The sequence below is a fragment of the Paenibacillus sp. LT-B23 genome (assembly GCF_059417685.1).
On the sequence record NZ_JBSQBM010000009.1, the window covers coordinates 124,062 to 142,366 of the forward strand.

The window sequence follows — 18,305 nt, forward strand, 5'->3', positions numbered from 1 at the left end:
GACAGCATCGTGGGTAATAATGCATGGTGAGTTGATGAGGAAGACGCAGGAATGAAATACAGCTCGATAAAATGTGGGCAACAGCCCAAAGGAGACGAGAGCCGATGGAAGAGCGGAATGAACAGTTATTTTATACAGGAACTTATGCGTCTCGCGATGATAGAGGTATTTATGTATGCGCTTTGCATGTGGAAAACGGTGATTTGCGCATCATTGGAGGCGTGGAAGGTATCGAGCGGCCTTCATTTCTGGCGTTGCACCCGGATGGAACGAAGCTGTATGCCGCCAGTGAAACAGAGGAAGGTGAGTTGTACGCGTATCAGGTACATGCGCAGACGGGCGAGCTGCACCCATTGGATCGAAAAGGGACGGAAGGGGCGCACACTTGCTATGTTTCGGTCACAGCAGATGGACGGTATGTAATGGCTTCCAATTATTCAGGCGGTAATGCTGTGGTATTCCCGGTGACGGAAGCTGGCGGGTTGGGGGAAATGTCGGGGCAGGTCCAGCATACCGGCTCAGGTATTCGCCAGGAACGTCAGGATGCGGCACATCCGCATTCCATTATTCCTGATCCTTCAGGACAGTATGCAATGATATGTGATCTGGGGTTGGATCAGATTGTGGTATACCGTTTGACGGAAGACGGGAAACTGGTGACCCATCGTGAGGCAGACCTGCCGCCCGGTTCCGGTCCGCGTCATCTAGTCTTTCATCCTTCGCGTCCCTATGCCTTTGTGGCCAACGAGCTGAATAATACTGTCGCTGTATTTAGCTACAACGAGCATAATGGGGAGCTTCAATTGCTGCAAAGCTTGTCCACACTGCCGGAAGGCATCATAGATGTGGAAAATACAGCCGCGGACATTCGGATTACGCCTTGTGGACGCTATCTGTATGTGTCAAACCGGGGGCATAACAGTATCGTGCTGTACCATGTCGATCTGGACAGCGGCAAGCTGGAGACGGTTGAATGGGTGGAGACTTTTGGCAGCACGCCGCGTAACTTCAACATCCTGTACGGGCATCTGGTTGTCGCGAATCAGGACGGGAATAATATCGTATCCTTTGCTATTCACGGCGATGACGGACGCTTGACTCGAACAGGATATGTGCTGGAAATTCCTTCACCCGTATGCATTGAACCTGTGCGGCAGTCATAGCGCATGGTAAAAAGGCACGTCAGAAGAAGATGAAAAAATAAAACACGGCGCTTTGCTTGCCATGAACGCATGGGGCAAAGGGCCGTGTTTTAGGGTCTGAGAAGAAGACGGTCTGAAAGTTTATTTGCTGCTGTCGCCAGCTTCTACCGTTGCTGTTTTCGTATGGTTTTCCGAAGGCTTGTAGTACAAGCGGAACAGAATGTCCTGATTGTAGTTACCGAATCCGGTACCGAACAGGGTAACCCCTCCAACATGCTGGGCATCATCCAGAATGGCAATGCGGAATTTCCATTGCTTCTGATCAATCAGCACCTGGCTTAAGGTCACATCGGATATTTGCTTGCCGTCCATAAAGGTACCCTGGGACGTAACGCGAAGTCTTTTGAGCAGACCGTATTGGTTGATAAAATCAGGCCACCATGCAGGTGTGTATTTCCCCCGGTTATCGCCGAAATCTCCCGGGCTGGTCCAAGTCCCCAGATTCACATCGTTCAGGAAGAAGGTAATGTCCGAAGGCCAGTTGTCATTGGTAAAAGGGGCCTCGGACGATAGTTCCATCGAAATTTCCAGCTCCTCGGCCTTTTGGCTGGACAGGAGGAAATTCGGTACTTTATAATCCATATATCCTTGACTAAACCACAGAATTTTGGAATTGAAGCGCTCAGGGTCCAGAAATGAACGAGGTTCATCGAATTCTCCGATAATTTTCTCAACGGTAGCCAGCCCGCAGGTTGCCTGAATTTCAAAATCCGTAAAGTGCCCGACGGAAATCTCCGTCTGATGAAATTGCCGTACATCCTGTTGATAGCGGGGCATGGCTATTTCAATTTTGTCCGTAGCCAGTGAGCATACTTTCTGAACACCACCACGTCCAGGAAGCATTTTGGTCGAAATAATGGACGCTCTCTCCAGCTTTTTAACATGCATGGTCATGATGGCACTGCTTAGTCCCAGCGCTTCCGCCAGCTCGCGTATATTCATGGGCTTCTCCGCAAGCAGAACAATCATGTTCAGCCGTACCTCGCTGGCCAGCGCTTCATATACGGGAAGTGATTTTTCAGAAATGTCCAGTTGCATAGTTCCTCCAATTCTAACGCACATCAACAATTGATGATAGTTTAACATATATGGATTTTTTTCAATATTCATACATAAAAAACGATATGATTTACATTTATATAAACAATATACCCTTTCCTTGATTGTCGGCACAAGCTTAACCCATCAAAAAGCCTAAAATTGTTCAAAAAACAGGACACCCCATAAAAACCATTCGGTGTCTGTCGGGATGTCCTGCGAGGGTATGCGGTTGAACGTTCATGCTGTATATGATCCTGCTTCGCTTGCCGTTTAGGAACGGCTATGCTCCTCCGCCAAAGAAGAGTCGGACGTTCTGTCTCTGTCTGCTGTGTGCATTTCCGGATATTGAGAAGGATCTGCCTTCATCAAGCCGGGATGACCGACATAAGGGCGATCACTCCGTGAGCGGCCTCGGGTGAGTCGGAAGCCAATCAAAAACAGGACAAGCTGCACAGCCAGTATGTAGGGAGAAGCTTCCGGTCCGATCCATTGAAACAGGGCAACGGCGGCGATCACCATGGACAACAGGCTTGTCGGGAAATGGGATGCCGTCACATCCAGATCATTTTGTCTGCGCAGGGTCATCAACCGGTATACATACAGCAGGGCGATCAAGCCGGAAACAAATCTCATCCATGTATACCCTATGAGCCAGGACGCAGATGGGACAGCTTCGGGCAGACTATTATAGATTGTACTATACGACATAAGTTCCACAATCAGCCGTGAGATTAGCCACACTATACCCGCCAGCGCCAAAGGCCCGGCAGCGGGACGCAGCAGCTTCCATAAAGCCGTACCCCAGCCCGGAGCATGCGATTCCAGCAGAACAAGCCGACGTTCGTCGATCAGTTTGTTCATTTCGCGCTCCAGTGATTTGAGAAGCAATTCCCTGCGGAATGCGTCACATTCTCTTAGAGATGCCTGAACCTGTTCCTGAAGGTGCGGGGTTAAATAGGGAGCAGCCTTAGCTTCCTGAAGGGCATGGATCAGTCCACTCTGATGCTGGCGCGTTTCACTGCTACTTATGCCGTTCTGAGTGGAGGTTTGGAGATAGCCTGCCAACCGTCCGTAGATACGCAGCGATTCCTGTAATTCATTCAACCGCTGCTGACGTGAATTTCGAAGCTGGGCTGCGCTGTGAACATACAGCCACACCAGCAAAGATAATGCCAGCAGGACGGCAATCAGACCGGGTGAGATATATGCGGCCAATGCCGCGAAGTCCGTCGGGGACACCCGCAATCCCTCCTTCCATTGTTCTTTCTACACTATTGCACAGACCACACAGGCATTTCAAGGGCTTGGTCACGTCTGACAGAGATATATGAAGTATTTTTTGGTAAAATAGACAAGATGATAAGCAGGGAGGGGAGATTCAGTATGAACGAGCATGTCGAAAATACGGCAAAACATCATAGAGGATCGAATCACCCGGACGGGCAGCTTCGCGTGGAGTACGCCATTCCATCTGTAGAGGAGTATCGGGGGTTGCGGAAGGAGGCGGGTCTGACGCAGATTACGGAAGCAGCAGCAGCCAAGGGCCTGCCGAACAGCCTGTTTGCGGTGACGCTACGGATCGGGCAGGAATTGATCGGCATGGGCCGGGTGAGCGGTGATGGCGGTGTTTTCTTTTTGGTGACGGATATTGCAGTCAAGCCCTCCCATCAGGGAAAAGGTTACGGGCGTAAGCTTATGGAAGAGATTATGGCCTATTTGAAACGTGAGGTTCCAGCGGGTAGCTTTGCGACACTGATCGCAGACAAGCCAGCCGATCGCTTGTATGCGCAATTTGGCTTTCAATTGACCAGCCCTGGATCGGAAGGGATGTACTGGCGGCAGCCGGGCGGGGTTTGAGCAAGGGCCGAAGCGGATAAGTAATATATAAGCTGAACTAAAAAATGTACATGGAAAACGGAGTAGGCGGAATGGTGCTGTACTAGCGAAGCAGTGGCGATGGGAAGCACCATCCAGCTGCGCAGTGGTGCAATAGGTAACTTTTAAGTTCAAATTATATAGTAAGTAAATTATAGACAGGAAGAAGGCAAGGACATATGAAAGTCATTATTTTTGGAGCAACAGGAACCATTGGCCAAGCATTGGTGAAGGAGGCCATCAAGCGCAAGTACCAGGTGACGGCGGCGGTGCGTGATCCGCAGCGTGTGACGGAGCAAAGTGAGTATTTGACGGTCGTTCAAGCGGATATTTTGAATCCTGATTCCGTAACAGCCGCTGCGAAAGGACACGATGCCATTATCAGCGCCTATGGTCCCAAGTTTGGAGCCGAGGAAGAATTGCTCGAAGCAACCCGTTCTTTACTGGAAGGAACCCGGCGTTCTGGCGCAGAGCGCATACTGGTAGTCGGCGGAGCTGGCAGCCTGAAAACGGAAAACGGTGAACGTCTGATGGATACCACGGAGTTTCCGGAGGAAGTCAAACCACTTGCAGCTGCACATGCTGACGCACTGGAACTGTATCGCGCCGCGGATGTGGATTGGACATATTGCAGTCCTGCGGGAATCATTGAGCCGGGGCGGCGTACAGGGCAGTTTCGCATCGGTTTGGACCATGTAGTTGTTGACGAATTGGGTCACAGCCGCATCTCGGTTGAGGATTATGCAGTTGCTTTGATTGATGAGCTGGTGGAAGGGGAATTTGTGAATTCCCGTTTTACGGTCGGGTATTAAAAAACAGGGATGGCAATACGGGAGGCGAAGAAGCATGTATATTGTGACCGCTGAAGAAATGCGGCAACTGGATCGGTATACGATTGACAAGCTGGGCATCCCGGCCCTTACCTTGATGGAAAATGCCGGGCGTGCGGTTGCTGACGAGGTGTTGAAGCTCTGCGCTGTGGAAAGTGGATGGAGCCATAAGAGCTTCTCGGAAAGCCACGTGGATTCAGCATACGGTACGGAACGCAGATATTTAGTGGGGCAAGATGCTGCCAAGCAAGGATATGATGAGGGTCCAGCCTATGGTGAACAGGTCGCTCACTCAGGGCCTGGGGATACGCCGGGATATGGTGGTGTTATTCGGACGGAGCCTTGGAGCCACGGGCGACATGCCATGTGGGAACGGGAGCATTGGTATATTCTCGTAGGCAAAGGCAACAACGGCGGGGACGGACTGGTGGCGGCCCGTCATTTGACGGATACGGGCCTGCGCGTCACCGTTGTGTACGCTGAGTCGCCGGACTCGCTGCGCGGCGAAGCAGCGGTGCAACGCGATACCATCGCGGCTCTGCACATCCCGACCCTGGTCTACGGCCGGGATGCCCTTGACTTGCGCGGCGCCTCCGGTATCGTCGATGCCCTGCTGGGCACGGGCACACAAGGCCCGCCGCGCGAACCCTACGCCTCGCTGATTCGCGAGGCCAATGCCAGCGGCGTGCCGCTGGTGTCGGTAGACGTGCCTAGCGGCCTCGATGCCGACACAGGTGCGCTGCACGAGACGTGCATTCGCGCACGCGTCACCGTATGCCTCGCCTACTTGAAGTGTGGGCTCGTCCAATACCCGGGCGCCGGGAACGCAGGCGATGTAGTGGTACGCTACATCGGTATCCCGCCCGGGCTTGCCCGTGAGCACGGCGTGCAGCTACGGCTCCTGACCCGCGACACGCTGCGCGAAGCGCTGGGCGTGGACGTGAGCCGCAGCCGCGTGCCGGACGGGCACAAGGGCACCTACGGCCACGTCCTCGTCGCCGCGGGAAGCCTGCGCATGAGCGGCGCGGGCCTGCTGGCCGCACGTGCCGCCCTGCGCATCGGCAGCGGCCTTGTCACGTGGGCGGTGCCCGAAGCGCTGCTGCCGCGCCTCATCGGAGCCGCGCCGGAGCTGATGATCGCTGCCGCAGCCGCAGGTGGAGACGGCGAGTGGAACGCCGACTCCGCGGACGAGCTGCTTCTGCTTGCGCAGACGCGCGATGTGCTGGCCGTCGGCCCCGGCCTCGGCCGCTTCGCAGGAGACACCGGCTGGCTGCGCCGCCTGTGGGAAGAATACGGCGGCCCGCTCGTACTCGATGCGGACGCTCTGAACATCCTCGCTGCGGCGGGGCCAGAGCTTGATGCCTGGAAGCCGAGAAGCGCGGCGGTTGTACTGACGCCGCACCCCGGCGAGATGGCCCGTCTGCTGGGTATATCGACGGCCGAGGTGCAGCGTGACCGCATCGCCCATGCCCGGCAGTACGCCCGAACACGCGGGGTGACGCTGGTGCTCAAGGGAGCACGTACCGTCATTGCGTGCCCGGACGGAACGGCTTATGTCAACACGACAGGCCACGCCGGGATGGCGACAGGCGGTGCAGGTGATGTGCTGACAGGCATCATTGCAGGCTTGCTGGCGCAGGGCTTGAGTGCTTCGCAGGCAGCAGCCTTTGGAGTATACCTGCACGGCAGGGCTGGAGAAACAGCCGCGCGTCATCGCCAGCATGCCGCCTCGGTCATTGCGGGTGACATTATTGAAGCCCTATAGCCCATAATAGTAAGGGCAGTAGGAAGGCCAAGATGAGCTGTACCCCAAATTCACGGCTCTGCCAGGGTCTTCCTGCATAATGCCTTCCCCGGTAATATAGTAAAGTGATCACTGCACCCGCGATGCCGTTACTCCATGAGACGCCCGTTCCTTCGGGCGATATAAAAGAACCGAGCAGGAGGAAGATACTGAATCCTGCGGCAAGGTACAGGGTGAGCCGCTCCGGTTTTCGCAGCCAGGGCAAGAGAACGTGCAGCGCATCGGCGACAAGAGCGGCCGGTAGGGCAAAACCATATGCCCATAGCTGCGCGGTCAGCTCGCCGCTGTTGCCTGCGATGGTTACAGGAATCCCCGTAATTGCCTCTGCTATATAGCAATAGGCCCATAACAGGCCGAACACCAGTCCTCCGCAAGCCAGTTTGTTCAGCGCATAACAACCCAGCTCCATTCGCCAAGGCATCTTGGGATTATATTCATTCCATGGATGTCTCATGTTGCGATTCCTCCTTAGTACACTTCATCACAATCAGTAATCTACAACCAATCAAGGAATTTATTTTCAATTACATTCCGCTGACGCTTTACGGCACTTCATTTTACGTTAGCTGTGTATCATAGTCCTAAGAAATAATGACAGCGGATAGCCGCGTTACGGAGAGGCGGGGATTGCATGATACAAGCGGTTATTTTTAATCTCGAAAGTACATTGTTGGACCCCGGAGGACGAGGCTTAATCCAGGGAATACGCGATATTTTCAGATGGAAGGGTGTACAGGTAACCGAAGAACAAGCATCTCATGGGCGAGGATTACCGATCCGTGATCATATTGCGAATGTGCTGGCACTTTCAGAGGTTCGGAAAAAATGGCTGGAGTGCTTTGGTGCGCATCCTGGCAGAGCGGATATTGAGCATATTTACCTTGAGCTTGTCCCTGTTCTTCGTTCCTTGATCCAGGGGGCTGAACCCACTTTCGGTATTGATAAAGCGCTGAATGAGTTGCAGGATCGGCGGATTCAGTCAGGTGCCACCGCATCTTGCCCGATGGAGATGCTGGGCAACGTTTTTACGCCTGCACAGTCCCCATATGCACTGGATTGCACAGTAGCTCCCTGTGAAGTTTCGCAAGGGCGTCCTTATCCATGGATGATCTATGAGATTGCACATCGCTTGCAGGTATTCCCGCTTAGCGATATTGTGAAAGTAGGAGATACAGCAGCCGATATGCAAGAGGGACGGAACGCCGGTGTATGGACGATTGGCGTATTGAACCATAACGAAAGCGTGACGACCGTGACGACCGCAGCTCAAACGACCAGCCATGAAGCGGACGACAGAGTGGCTGAGGAACGGCGCAGACAGAGTGTATATGGCTTGAAAAGGGCAGGAGCCCACATCGTGATGAACTCGGTCGCTGACTTACCGCGTATTTTGCGTGAAATCGAAATGCTCCAGCATACGGGAGGCTATCCTTCTTATACGAAACAGGTGAAAACAGCGGCACTACCTCCATCATAAGAACGGGTATGAGTCTGGAGTGCTTGAATACACATTTCTAGGTTATATGTATGCACCTACTCAGATAAAGGTGAACTCTGCTCGGCTTTCAAAACATAAAAATGGAGCACTCGCTACGTTAGCGAATGCTCCATTTTAGTTTACTTCTTTTCGTTCAGTTGAACTGAACCCAACGTAATATTTATTATTCAGCGTTTTTTACCCGGAACTGGTCAGCATGACGCTGCAGATTGTTTGATAGTGTGGTCAGATTGCGGGCTACTTCGGATAGTTCTTTTACCGCTAGAGCCTGCTTCTGAGCGCTTGCTGATACATCTTCTGTCATTCCGGCAGTCTGCTGTGCCGCGCTGGCTGTGTGATTTAAATGTTGATCTACGCTGTGACGTACCTCTTGCATCTCTGCCGTCAATTGAGCCAGATGTGCAGCTAACTCCTGAACTTCCTGTGAAACCTGGGTGACTTTGTCAACAGACTGTAGACATACCGAAATTTGGGTTTCTTGTTCATTGACGGTCTTTATGTTTTCATCAAATTGATCACCCATTTGCTCAATTTGCTCAACAAAGCTTTTTAAGATTTCGTCGATTTCACGAATCGATATGGCGGATTGTTGGGCAAGTTGTCCCATTTCATGAGCGACCACAGAAAAACCCTTGCCAGCTTCGCCTGCACGTGAGGCTTCAATAGATGCATTAAAGGACAAAATCTGCGTCTGCTTTACGATACCCTGTACCTGCTGACCGATGTTAGCCGCCTCGCGGGATTTTTCGGTTAACGCGTGTGACATGCGCTGCATCTGCTTGATACGCAAGGCGCTTTCTCGTCCTTTCTCTAATAACAGTTCATGCTCACTGGCTACCTGATTACGAACCTCATTAAGATGATGGGCCGTATCCGTAAATTGTTGCACATAGCTTCCGACTTCATCCAGCGTTTGTCCTAATCGATCAGATTGTTGAACCGATTCCACCGTTTGATCCGCTTGGTTAATAGAGACATCGGCAATTTGCTGGAGTGTACGGGACAGTTCCTCAGTCTGGTGGAGTGTTCCTTCCGTTGTCACGACGATATTCTCCGATGCGTGCTGGAGTGTGCTTGAACTGCTTTGAATATCCACAATCATATTCGACATGGCTTCCACCATTTTGTTCGTCAATTTGCTGATCTCGCCTAACTGATCATATGTTACTTGCGACGATGTAACCGTAAGGTTACCGTCGGCTACTTGCTCCAGTGTATTTTTAATAAATCCCACCTGACGCAGTATCCGCCGGGTTACCATCATCATAGCCGCAATTGAGATGATCAGAATGATGGAGATAACAGGGATAACTAATCGGTAGGCCTCGGGCAAGGTATGTTCGTATACTTCAGTCACAGAGGACAGGGATCTGTCGATTCCCAAATAACCAATGATGGTTCCATCTGTATCCTTAATGGGAGTAAAGGAGGAAAACATCGTCCCCCACTCAGGGTCCGTTGTAATATCTGTAGTTACCGTTTCCCCTTGTTTTAATTTCTCTTCCGTTTCTTTAAGGGTAAAACTTACAGGAGTTCCGAATGGACTGTAGTCTTTGTCGTCCCATGCGGCTCCATCCACCGTTATTTTCCACTCATCTCCAACGCGGTTGTACATATAGACGTACAGAATTCCAGTTTGCAGTCTGAGCGTATTTAACTCGTTCCGAAGCTGCTTATACTCGCTGCTTTGCTCAGATGAATCAGTGTTTAAGCTCTTGACTGCGGATTTGTCCAATAACTGGGCCGTGTTCTTTGCCAGCGTTTCATTGTTTAGCTGCATGGTTGATAGAGAAGCATTTTGGATAGATTGATTGGTCGTCCACAGAACAATAACGCCAATCACTATTAAAGGAATGAGCAAGATGAAGTAGAGTTTGGATTGTAATCCCATTCTTTTTTTAACGCTGCTTTTCATAATATGCTCCTTACTATGTTTTTTTCACCTTCATATATATCGTGTACAAATAGGAAAATAGAATAGTAATTCAGATGTTTTCATGATTTTTTTGCGTATTTGCGTAAATTCTCATGAAAAAAGCCTTAACCCGGTAAGTACCGAGTTAAGGCTGTATCTTATGACTTACAAATCGTCAAATCCGTTGTCATCTCCGACCTTGCCATAATTGCGTGATTTTGCTTCAAAAAAGTCCGTTTTTGTCGCATTCAGCGCTTCGTCTGAGAATGGTTTAATCCAAGGCATACAGTTTACATCTACGCCTTCGTATGCTTTGTCCATACCAAGCAATCTCAGGCGCATATTTGCCATGTATTTGATATAATCGCTCAGCTCGTTCAAGTCGATGCCGCGAACCTCTTTGAGCGTATAATGCGCCCAATTCGTTTCCAGCTCCACAGCGCGGTTAATCATACGATAGACATAGTCCGTATTTTCCTTGGTGTTCAGCTCAGGGAAGTCAGACAATAGCTGCTTGAACACTTCAGCAAAAAAGTAGCAATGCTGATTTTCATCCCGCTGGATATACGAGATCATTTGGCTGGTCGACATCATCTTCTGATCACGGGCCAAATTGTAGAAGAAAGCAAATGTACTGTAAAAGAAAATGCCTTCCAGAATCAAATCGGCTACCATCGCTTGGAAAAAGGTTTGCGGGTTCTGCTCATCGCGGAACTCCTGGTAAATATCCGAGATGAATGTGTTACGCTCCAGCAGGACAGGATCGTTTTTCCAGTATTCAAAAATTTCCTTCTGTTCCTGATCTGACACCAAAGAAGACAGAACGTAGGAGTAGGACTGGTTATGCACCACTTCCTGCTGTCCGATAATCGCCGAAATAGCTTCCAGTGAAGAATCGGTAAAGTAGCGTTTTACATCCCCGACAAACATCGTTTGCATGGAATCCAGCACGGCCAGCAGGCCGATGTTGATTTTAAATGTGCGCTGTTCTTCGGCATCCAGCGTAGGAAATTGGGACGCGTCCTTGGACATCGGGATTTCATCCGGAATCCAGTGGTTCAGCAGCAGCACCTTGTATAGCTTGTACATATGCGGCATCCGAATATCGTTCCAGTTCAGAATGCCGGAGTTTTCACCTTCAATAATACGGGTAGAGCGGTTAGGCGCTTCCGTGTTAAAAATCTTTTGTAACTGCATGGGAGATTCTCTCCTTTATTTTAGGATGCACAGCTATCGCATTCTTCAATCGTCAGTGCGCGACTGCGTACATAATAGGTTGATTTCATACCTGATTTCCAGGCATGGATGTGCAGTTCCAGAAATTCAGTAGCTTTGATATCCGGGCGCACATACAGGTTAAAGCTTTGGCCTTGGTCAATATGACGCTGACGGGCAGAGGCCATGTTGATCGAAGCATGCTGATCCAGCAGGAAAGCTGTTTTGTAGTACCAGATCGTTTTTTCGTTTAAGTCCGGTGCAGGGTTAGCAATCTTGTAGGTTGTTTTCTCTTCATAGGAAAGCAGCTCATACAATGGATCAATGCTGGCCGTAGAACCTGCAATGATGGAAGTGGAACCGTTAGGCGCGATGGCGAACAGCCATGCGTTGCGGACACCGTTTTGTTTGACTTCTTCCGCAAGTTCACTCCACTCGGACGTGGTGACAAATTTGCCTTCACGCGTACCGTCCGTATAGCCACGGGATGTGAAATAATGCCCGGTAGACCAGTCAGAGCCTTCAAATTTGGCATAACGGCCTTTTTCCTTCGCCAGCTCCATGCTCGATTTTACAGCCAAATAGTTAATTTTTTCGTATAAATGATCGTTATAGGTTACCGCTTCATCGGATTCCCAACGGATACCTTCGAGTGCGAGCAGATGATGGAGTCCGAACGTACCCAGACCGACTGCGCGATATTGGCTGTTCGTATATTGTGCTTGCAGCACCTCAATATTATTAATATCAATAACGTTATCCAGCATACGTACCTGAATCGGTACGAGACGATCCAGCACACCTGCCGGAACGGCGCGAGCCAGATGAATGGAGTTCAGGTTACATACAACAAAGTCGCCAGGAATTTTGGAAATGACAATACGTGTTTGTCCGTCCTTGGTGACTAACTCTTCTTTTTCCACCACGGTCGCCGATTGGTTTTGCATAATTTCCGTGCACAGGTTGGAGGAATATACCATACCGTGGGCGCGGTTCGGGTTCGCACGGTTTACCGTATCGCGATAAAACATGTACGGAGTACCTGTTTCCAACTGCGATTTCATCAGGCGCTTCATAATGTCGATAGCAGGCACCGTAATGCGGGAGAGAATTGGATGCTGTGACGCTTCCTCATACTTCTCGCGGAAGGAGCCAGTACCAAAGGCTTCATCGTAAAAATCCTCCAGTCCCAGTGGACGGCCGTTGCCATCCTTCCAGCCCATGACCTTTTTCACTTCATGCGGACAGAACAGATTCCATTCGCCACGTGCTTCCACCCGTTCCATGAACAGGTCGGGCAGACATACGCCGTGGAACACGTCATGCGCACGCATCCGCTCGTCGCCGTTGTTCAGCTTCAGGTCGAGGAACGCGAGAATATCTTTGTGGAACACGTCCAGATAGACGGCAATTGCGCCTTTACGTGTACCCAATTGGTCAACGCTGACCGCTGTATTGTTTAGCTGGCGAATCCACGGGATGACGCCGGAGCTTGTATTTTTGTGTCCACGGATGTCGGAGCCACGTGCCCGTACTTTACCGAGGTACACGCCGATGCCACCGCCCATTTTGCTGAGACGGGCTACATCGGTGTTGGAGTCGAAAATGCCTTCCAGCGAGTCGTCTACGGTGTCGATGAAGCAACTGGAGAGCTGCCCGGCTACCTTTTTTCCGGCATTGGACATGGTTGGTGTAGCCGCCGTCATGTACATATTGCTCATCGCCCAGTAAGCTTCCTTCACCAGTTCCATACGCTTGTCGGCAGGCTCCTTATGCATCAGGTACATTGCGATGATCATGTATCGTTCCTGTGGCAGTTCCATCACGCGTCCGTCAAAATCATTTGCCAAATAGCGCTCAGACAGCGTCAACAGCCCGATGTAATCGAACAGCAGATCATTTTTCGGCAAAATGGATGCACCTAGCTCGTCAATTTGCTCCTTGGTGTAGTAGTCGAGCAGCTCTTGACGGTAAATTCCTTTTTGGATCAAATCGGTAATCAGTGGATAAAAAGCGCCGTAAGGCTCGTCCGCATAGGATTTGTAACGGCGGTGAGTGGCCGCTTTTTTATATAAGGAAGTGAGCAAAGCGCGCGCAGCGGCGAATTTCCAGTCCGGTTCTTCCTTGCTGACCAGTTCAAGCGCAGCCATCGCAAACGCGTTGCTGATTTCGTCTCCCGTGACTTCGTCCCGGCGTAGCTTGCTGGTCACACCGCGAATAAGGCGATCTTTATCCAGCTTGTCCAGCCCGCTCAGTACACGGTCGGCATATACGGAAATACGTATTTCATCAAAAGCCAACTGGCGATTGTTTGGTTTCGTTACGAGTTGTGGCATGGGATTAATTCCTCGCTTTCCTGATTTGGAATTCATATTCTGGGAATAGGCATGAAGATGATCATGATGAAAAGATAAAGGTGAAAAAGATCGATGATGATCAAGTGATTCACAAAAGCGATGAGGTCAGCTCACTTGACGATTAAACGACAGGCCAAGTGTACGTATGTTTGCAGGTGTGCAAATCCGGGTTTTAAGTACAAATTCCCGGGTTGCTTGCGCGATTCAGACAGCATTTTGGGGCTGTATGTAATCCAATAACATAGAAATAGCGATGCGCTTGCCAATGAAGGGGGAAAAGATGGTTCCCGTACGATTTATCGGCTACATCACTATATTTAGACGTGTTATGAATATTTAACCCAACATATTGTGTTTATAAACTTAAAATTTCAAATAAGTGCAAGGAGTATTATAGCAACATTCGAAGCCATACGTAAAGGAAAAGGAATGGAAACTCAAAATTTGCAGAGAAGCCGCGGGCTGTATTTGAATTGAGGCTGTTTGAACGGTACAATGAATGATGAAGATGTTTCCTACAGAAACAAGCAGCATACATATGAACTTTTTTTGTGAAATAAGGTTGCTCGCTCTATCGGACTGAGGTTTTAGATTTTTAAAGAAGTGACGATTTTAAATTAAAGGAGGAACTTGGCGATGGCTATTGCAGAAGTGACAGTGATCCCGATTGGAACGGGGAGTACAAGCCTGAGCGACTACGTTGCCCAGATGCAAAAAGTGTTGAAGACGCAAAAAGGAATTACCTATGAGCTTACCTCCATGAGTACGATTATTGAAGGTTCGTTGGACGATGTGTTCACCGCCATTGCTGCGCTGCACGAAGCGCCATTCCTGTCAGGAGCCAAGCGCGTTTCCACCTCGGTCAAAATTGATGATCGCCGTGACAAGCCTTCCTCCAGTCACCAAAAGCTCTGTTCCGTTGCAGATAAACTATCTGGTACCGCGACAGGAAATGTTACCGAACTAAATCCAAATCCTAGTTGAAAAAGTTGATGTAAGTGATTGATTTTTATGTAACTAAGAGTATAATAGTTTTTGTTGTCAGTTACACTGACCCGCTGGTGTAGCTCAGGGGTAGAGCAACGCACTCGTAATGCGTAGGCCGGGGGTTCAATTCCCTCCACCAGCATTCTATGAAACTCAAGCACAGCGCGGCTTCCAAGCTTTTTGGAGGCTGCGCTTTTTTGTGATTTTGGACAATCTTCTAACATTCTTCTAACCTTTAGTCTAGTAAAGTGGGTTCTTCAGTGTTCATGGACTCCCCTGTAATTGAATCCCCAATGTTTCTTAATACCGCTTCTTGAAGATTCGGTAGCACATGTGAATAGGTATCCAGAGTTACATTAATAGAGGAATGTCCAAGGCGTTCCTGAACGATTTTGGGGTGAATACCAGCTTTGAGGAGGAGCGTTGCATGAGTGTGTCGTAGATCATGGAAACGAATCCGCGGAAAGTCAGGATGCTCTTTTACGATTGTGTCCAAAATACGATAGTAATGTCTCATTAGATTACGAGGGCCAAGGGGGGTTCCTACACTCGTTTGAATGACTAAAACTGTTTGCAGCTGCATTAAGCCAGGTAAGAGTATATGTAGTACAGCCGTTGGGTGAGGATCTGATAGATATTGTGGATTACAGTGGAGTAGTGGAGAAGATTACACCGGAGTAGATTAAGATTAACGGAAGCTATTTCATGAGGAATCAGTTTGAATTTAGAGTAGATGTGAAAAAGGACTCTAACGGTTTGTAGCCGGAAAGAGTCCTTCTTGTTGTTTATTTAGTTGAATAATCGCTTACTTCAAAGGTGAGTATTTTATTGAATATTACATAATCCTTGCGATTACTAAATGGACCCTTGTTGTTATTGTGTTTATCAATGGCAAAGAATGAAGGGCCTCTACCAGCATCTTTAGCGTCATACCAAGCGATGAAAGCATTCAATTCTTTCTTGCTCAGATCGAATTCTTTATCAAACCCATTGTCCATAGTTACAACCAAGATGGCACGGTCGCCAGTAGGTTGTGAGGATCCATCTGTATCCGACGGATCAGGCTTTGTAGACGGATCAGGCTTTGTAGACGGATCAGGCTTTGTAGACGGATCAGGCTTTGTAGACGGATCAGGCTTTGTAGACGGATCAGGCTTTGTAGACGGATCAGGCTTTGTAGACGGATCAGGTGTTGTAGACGGATCAGGCTTTGTAGACGGATCAGGCTTTGTAGACGGATCAGGTGTTGTAGACGGATCAGGCTTTGTAGACGGATCAGGTGTTGTAGATTTACCCGAATCCTGATAAGGTAAAAATCCTACAGGGACGGGATATTTAAATTGGCTAGCACCGAAATTGGCTTGAAAGGATTTATATCCACTTTCTCCAGCCATAACCATCGGGAATACTTGTGATCCACCTAGTTGAGACGGTTTTGCAGTATTAGAACCTTGCCAAACTCCATTTTTGTACCAAGAAATTGTGTCGTTATCCATGTCCAACGCTAAACCAATAGTGTCCTTCTGCGCAAAAGTAGTGCCATAAGCAGTTCTTGTTATATCAGAAGAGATTTTAGTTAAAATTTCACCGCTATACCCATAGTAACTATGATACTTCCATTTATCTGATGTATTATTACCTGCTTCACTTGTTATACCAATTAATGATATACTTGGTATATTTGGATTTCCATCAATTCCATTTACTTCCCAGTACCACTTCCCGCTGGTTTTTCCTACAGTTGCTTTATCTCCTTGACCTCCAACCCCTAGTTTTGATAATAAAGAACCATTTGACCAAGTAACATCTGTAGTCTCAGCTTCTGTAACTGTAGGGAACAATGAGAACACTGAAACTCCAATGAGAAGGGCTAACATAATTGTTCCTAGTTTTTTGATTATGATATTTTTCATGACTTCCTCCTAAATGTATGCAGTAACAAATCGAATTATAAAACCGAATTAAAGGGATGTCTAAACATTAATGTCTATATATTCAAATATAAGTTTAATAGTGAATTTAAATTTTAGAGCATAGTAAGGTGCTTTACTGTTATAGATATGGTGATTTTTATTTTGTTTTGTAATGACAACCGGCTTAGAAAAAGAATTCGACATGAGCATGAGAGAAGTCAATGACTTTATTGCCTGGTATGAAGGCAAACAGGCTGGAACTGGATCGGCTTCATATGCCATCAATAAGCATGACAATAATAAAGGCCCATTCAGCAGCCGAAAGGACTACATGCTGTATGATCGGATACTCACGTTTGAAGTAAGTGAATACTCTAAATAAAGCGAAGTACCCTGTTCGTTACGGCAGGGTACTTCGCACATTTTATCACGACTTTTCTTCTACCAAATCTTCTACCGAAATACGGATATCTACACTACCAGTAGGAACCTTATTCTTGATAGTGCAGGCTATAGGCCCCTTTTAAAACCTATTAAAACTCTATTTCGACGCACTCGTAATGCGTAGGCCGGGGGTTCAATTCCCTTCACCAGCATACTATGAAACTCAAGCACAGCGCGGCTTCCAAGCTTTTTGGAGGCCGCGCTTTTTTGTGATTTTGGACAATCTTCTAACATTCTTCTAACCTTTAGTCTAGTAAAGTGGGTTCTTCAGTGTTCATGGACTCCCCTGTGATTGAATCTCTAATGTTTCTTAGGCTTCGTCAGTTTGGTGCTGTCTCACTTTCGGGAGATTGGCTACAGGCCGCAGCTATTCTTTCTCAACTCAGCCACGATGGGCGTTCCTCAAAAGTGGGAGTGTGTTTTCTTCATCGCGGCCCCGTGAGGATTTACCTTTTCCACCTCTATGATTGGAGTACAGCGAACCGCCCCGTGTTGTACAGGAACATTCGTAGCGGAGAGGGCAGGCCAACCAATTCAGACAGCCTAACTTCTGAACGTTGGCACAAAATAGCATCTACTGGATATGAACATGGGTGATATTAAGGAGCGAGAAGAAGGTGTGGACATTGTAATGTATTTATGGGTCCTCCTCTCAGGTTTATAGCCTTTTTTCTAGATATATGTTCCAGTCTAGTAAAAACTAGTTGTTCGTCCATGTCTAAACCTAACAATATGCATACACTGAACTATCTTTATAGGGAGGTGTACGCATTGAGTTGTTCAGACGAAAAAAAATGTCGTAAAGGAAAAATAGAAACTGTATTCCCTTGGAAAAGAAAAAGAAAAGAACAGTGCCGAAAAGTTATTAAGAAGATAGTAAAGGTAAAATGTCCCCCACCAGAAGTGAATATTACTACTCCAACAGTTATTGGTCCTACGGGCCCACAAGGTATACAAGGTTCTCAAGGAGTACCTGGACCGGCTGGAGCTATAGGCCCACAAGGCTTTCCTGGAGCTGCAGGAGCAGTAGGGGCGGCTGGGCATCCCGGAGCCACCGGCGCAACAGGAGCAGCAGGTGCGGTGGGACCATCCGGAGCCACAGGTCCAACTGGTCCAGCGGGCGGTCCGGTCGGACCGACAGGTGCCACTGGCGCAACAGGAGCAGCAGGTACGGCGGGACCATCCGGAGCCACCGGTGCTACAGGAGCAGCAGGTGTGGCGGGA

General features: G+C 48.8%; 14 protein-coding genes, 1 tRNA gene and 3 pseudogenes. 10 read left to right on the plus strand and 8 right to left on the minus strand.

Annotated elements, in window-relative coordinates; translation table 11 throughout:
* The first annotated feature begins 104 nt into the window (after positions 1 to 104).
* Positions 105 to 1,163, plus strand: a complete 1,059-nt coding sequence (locus ACWXW9_RS13155) for a lactonase family protein (RefSeq protein WP_494929753.1) — start codon at positions 105 to 107, stop codon at positions 1,161 to 1,163.
* A 120-nt stretch (positions 1,164 to 1,283) separates the two neighbouring features.
* On the opposite strand, the gene ACWXW9_RS13160 is transcribed toward ACWXW9_RS13155, so the two are convergent.
* Positions 1,284 to 2,240 carry an ArsR/SmtB family transcription factor gene (locus tag ACWXW9_RS13160; RefSeq protein WP_494929754.1) on the minus strand — a complete coding sequence of 319 codons (957 nt, stop codon included), beginning with the start codon at positions 2,238 to 2,240 and terminating at the stop codon, positions 1,284 to 1,286.
* 273 nt (positions 2,241 to 2,513) lie between these two features.
* Entirely contained in the window at positions 2,514 to 3,482 is a 969-nt protein-coding gene (locus ACWXW9_RS13165) for a flagellar export protein FliJ (RefSeq protein ID WP_494929755.1), read from the minus strand.
* A gap of 144 nt (positions 3,483 to 3,626) precedes the next feature.
* Here ACWXW9_RS13165 and ACWXW9_RS13170 point away from each other — a divergent pair, with 144 nt between their 5' ends.
* The 3 genes from ACWXW9_RS13170 to ACWXW9_RS13180 all read left to right on the plus strand — a co-directional run bounded on the left by ACWXW9_RS13170 (position 3,627) and on the right by ACWXW9_RS13180 (position 6,713).
* On the plus strand, positions 3,627 to 4,100 hold the full coding sequence (locus tag ACWXW9_RS13170; RefSeq protein ID WP_494929756.1) for a GNAT family N-acetyltransferase: 474 nt from the start codon (positions 3,627 to 3,629) through the stop codon (positions 4,098 to 4,100).
* Positions 4,101 to 4,297: 197 nt separating this feature from the next.
* Positions 4,298 to 4,930, plus strand: a complete 633-nt coding sequence (locus tag ACWXW9_RS13175) for an NAD(P)-dependent oxidoreductase (protein WP_494929757.1) — start codon at positions 4,298 to 4,300, stop codon at positions 4,928 to 4,930.
* Between the two features lie 34 nt (positions 4,931 to 4,964).
* Complete coding sequence (locus ACWXW9_RS13180) at positions 4,965 to 6,713, plus strand: NAD(P)H-hydrate dehydratase (protein WP_494929758.1); 1,749 nt, start codon at positions 4,965 to 4,967, stop codon at positions 6,711 to 6,713.
* Here ACWXW9_RS13180 and ACWXW9_RS13185 read toward each other — a convergent pair.
* Positions 6,697 to 7,206, minus strand: a complete 510-nt coding sequence (locus ACWXW9_RS13185; protein ID WP_494929759.1) for a hypothetical protein — start codon at positions 7,204 to 7,206, stop codon at positions 6,697 to 6,699. The genes ACWXW9_RS13180 and ACWXW9_RS13185 overlap by 17 nt on opposite strands.
* A gap of 177 nt (positions 7,207 to 7,383) precedes the next feature.
* Between ACWXW9_RS13185 and ACWXW9_RS13190 the strand changes: the two genes are divergently transcribed.
* Positions 7,384 to 8,229, plus strand: coding sequence for an HAD hydrolase-like protein (locus tag ACWXW9_RS13190; RefSeq protein ID WP_494929760.1), 846 nt, complete (start codon positions 7,384 to 7,386; stop codon positions 8,227 to 8,229).
* Positions 8,230 to 8,413: 184 nt separating this feature from the next.
* Here the strand turns inward: ACWXW9_RS13190 and ACWXW9_RS13195 are convergent, their stop codons facing one another.
* The 3 genes from ACWXW9_RS13195 to ACWXW9_RS13205 form a co-directional block, all read right to left on the minus strand.
* Complete coding sequence (locus tag ACWXW9_RS13195) at positions 8,414 to 10,165, minus strand: methyl-accepting chemotaxis protein (protein ID WP_494929761.1); 1,752 nt, start codon at positions 10,163 to 10,165, stop codon at positions 8,414 to 8,416.
* Between the two features lie 165 nt (positions 10,166 to 10,330).
* On the minus strand, positions 10,331 to 11,362 hold the full coding sequence (locus ACWXW9_RS13200) for a ribonucleotide-diphosphate reductase subunit beta (RefSeq protein WP_494929762.1): 1,032 nt from the start codon (positions 11,360 to 11,362) through the stop codon (positions 10,331 to 10,333).
* A 20-nt stretch (positions 11,363 to 11,382) separates the two neighbouring features.
* Positions 11,383 to 13,716: a ribonucleoside-diphosphate reductase subunit alpha gene (locus ACWXW9_RS13205; RefSeq protein WP_494929763.1), complete on the minus strand. Its 2,334-nt coding sequence runs from the start codon at positions 13,714 to 13,716 to the stop codon at positions 11,383 to 11,385.
* A gap of 657 nt (positions 13,717 to 14,373) precedes the next feature.
* Here ACWXW9_RS13205 and ACWXW9_RS13210 point away from each other — a divergent pair.
* Together ACWXW9_RS13210 and ACWXW9_RS13215 are read left to right on the plus strand one after the other, a co-directional pair.
* A complete protein-coding gene (locus tag ACWXW9_RS13210; RefSeq protein WP_494929764.1) occupies positions 14,374 to 14,721 on the plus strand; it encodes an MTH1187 family thiamine-binding protein in 348 nt (115 codons plus the stop codon).
* A gap of 73 nt (positions 14,722 to 14,794) precedes the next feature.
* Positions 14,795 to 14,866 (plus strand) — tRNA-Thr (locus ACWXW9_RS13215).
* Between the two features lie 93 nt (positions 14,867 to 14,959).
* Here the strand turns inward: ACWXW9_RS13215 and ACWXW9_RS13220 are convergent.
* Entirely contained in the window at positions 14,960 to 15,307 is a 348-nt protein-coding gene (locus tag ACWXW9_RS13220; protein WP_494929765.1) for a tyrosine-type recombinase/integrase, read from the minus strand.
* Here ACWXW9_RS13220 and ACWXW9_RS13225 point away from each other — a divergent pair.
* Positions 15,292 to 15,486 (plus strand): annotated as a pseudogene (locus ACWXW9_RS13225) (hypothetical protein). The gene ACWXW9_RS13220 and the pseudogene ACWXW9_RS13225 overlap by 16 nt on opposite strands.
* A gap of 23 nt (positions 15,487 to 15,509) precedes the next feature.
* On the opposite strand, the gene ACWXW9_RS13230 reads toward ACWXW9_RS13225, so the two are convergent.
* The gene (locus ACWXW9_RS13230) at positions 15,510 to 16,637 is read right to left on the minus strand and encodes an SPRY domain-containing protein (RefSeq protein ID WP_494929766.1); all 1,128 of its coding nucleotides are present in this window, start codon (positions 16,635 to 16,637) and stop codon (positions 15,510 to 15,512) included.
* Between the two features lie 172 nt (positions 16,638 to 16,809).
* Between ACWXW9_RS13230 and ACWXW9_RS13235 the strand changes: the two are divergent.
* Together ACWXW9_RS13235 and ACWXW9_RS13240 are read left to right on the plus strand one after the other, a co-directional pair.
* A pseudogene (locus tag ACWXW9_RS13235) lies at positions 16,810 to 17,019 on the plus strand (Ig-like domain-containing protein); the annotation flags it as partial.
* Between the two features lie 965 nt (positions 17,020 to 17,984).
* Positions 17,985 to 18,305: pseudogene (locus ACWXW9_RS13240) on the plus strand (collagen-like protein); the annotation flags it as partial.

Excerpts from the sequence above, each read along its gene's own strand:
- ACWXW9_RS13155 (WP_494929753.1), top strand. The coding sequence starts at position 105 with ATGGAAGAGCGGAATGAACAGTTATTTTATACAGGAACTTATGCGTCT.
- ACWXW9_RS13210 (WP_494929764.1), top strand. The coding sequence starts at position 14,374 with ATGGCTATTGCAGAAGTGACAGTGATCCCGATTGGAACGGGGAGTACA.
- ACWXW9_RS13190 (WP_494929760.1), top strand. The coding sequence starts at position 7,384 with ATGATACAAGCGGTTATTTTTAATCTCGAAAGTACATTGTTGGACCCC.
- ACWXW9_RS13185 (WP_494929759.1), bottom strand. The coding sequence starts at position 7,206 with ATGAGACATCCATGGAATGAATATAATCCCAAGATGCCTTGGCGAATG.
- ACWXW9_RS13220 (WP_494929765.1), bottom strand. The coding sequence starts at position 15,307 with ATGCAGCTGCAAACAGTTTTAGTCATTCAAACGAGTGTAGGAACCCCC.
- ACWXW9_RS13205 (WP_494929763.1), bottom strand. The coding sequence starts at position 13,716 with ATGCCACAACTCGTAACGAAACCAAACAATCGCCAGTTGGCTTTTGAT.
- ACWXW9_RS13195 (WP_494929761.1), bottom strand. The coding sequence starts at position 10,165 with ATGAAAAGCAGCGTTAAAAAAAGAATGGGATTACAATCCAAACTCTAC.
- ACWXW9_RS13230 (WP_494929766.1), bottom strand. The coding sequence starts at position 16,637 with ATGAAAAATATCATAATCAAAAAACTAGGAACAATTATGTTAGCCCTT.
- ACWXW9_RS13200 (WP_494929762.1), bottom strand. The coding sequence starts at position 11,362 with ATGCAGTTACAAAAGATTTTTAACACGGAAGCGCCTAACCGCTCTACC.
- ACWXW9_RS13160 (WP_494929754.1), bottom strand. The coding sequence starts at position 2,240 with ATGCAACTGGACATTTCTGAAAAATCACTTCCCGTATATGAAGCGCTG.
- ACWXW9_RS13175 (WP_494929757.1), top strand. The coding sequence starts at position 4,298 with ATGAAAGTCATTATTTTTGGAGCAACAGGAACCATTGGCCAAGCATTG.
- ACWXW9_RS13180 (WP_494929758.1), top strand. The coding sequence starts at position 4,965 with ATGTATATTGTGACCGCTGAAGAAATGCGGCAACTGGATCGGTATACG.
- ACWXW9_RS13170 (WP_494929756.1), top strand. The coding sequence starts at position 3,627 with ATGAACGAGCATGTCGAAAATACGGCAAAACATCATAGAGGATCGAAT.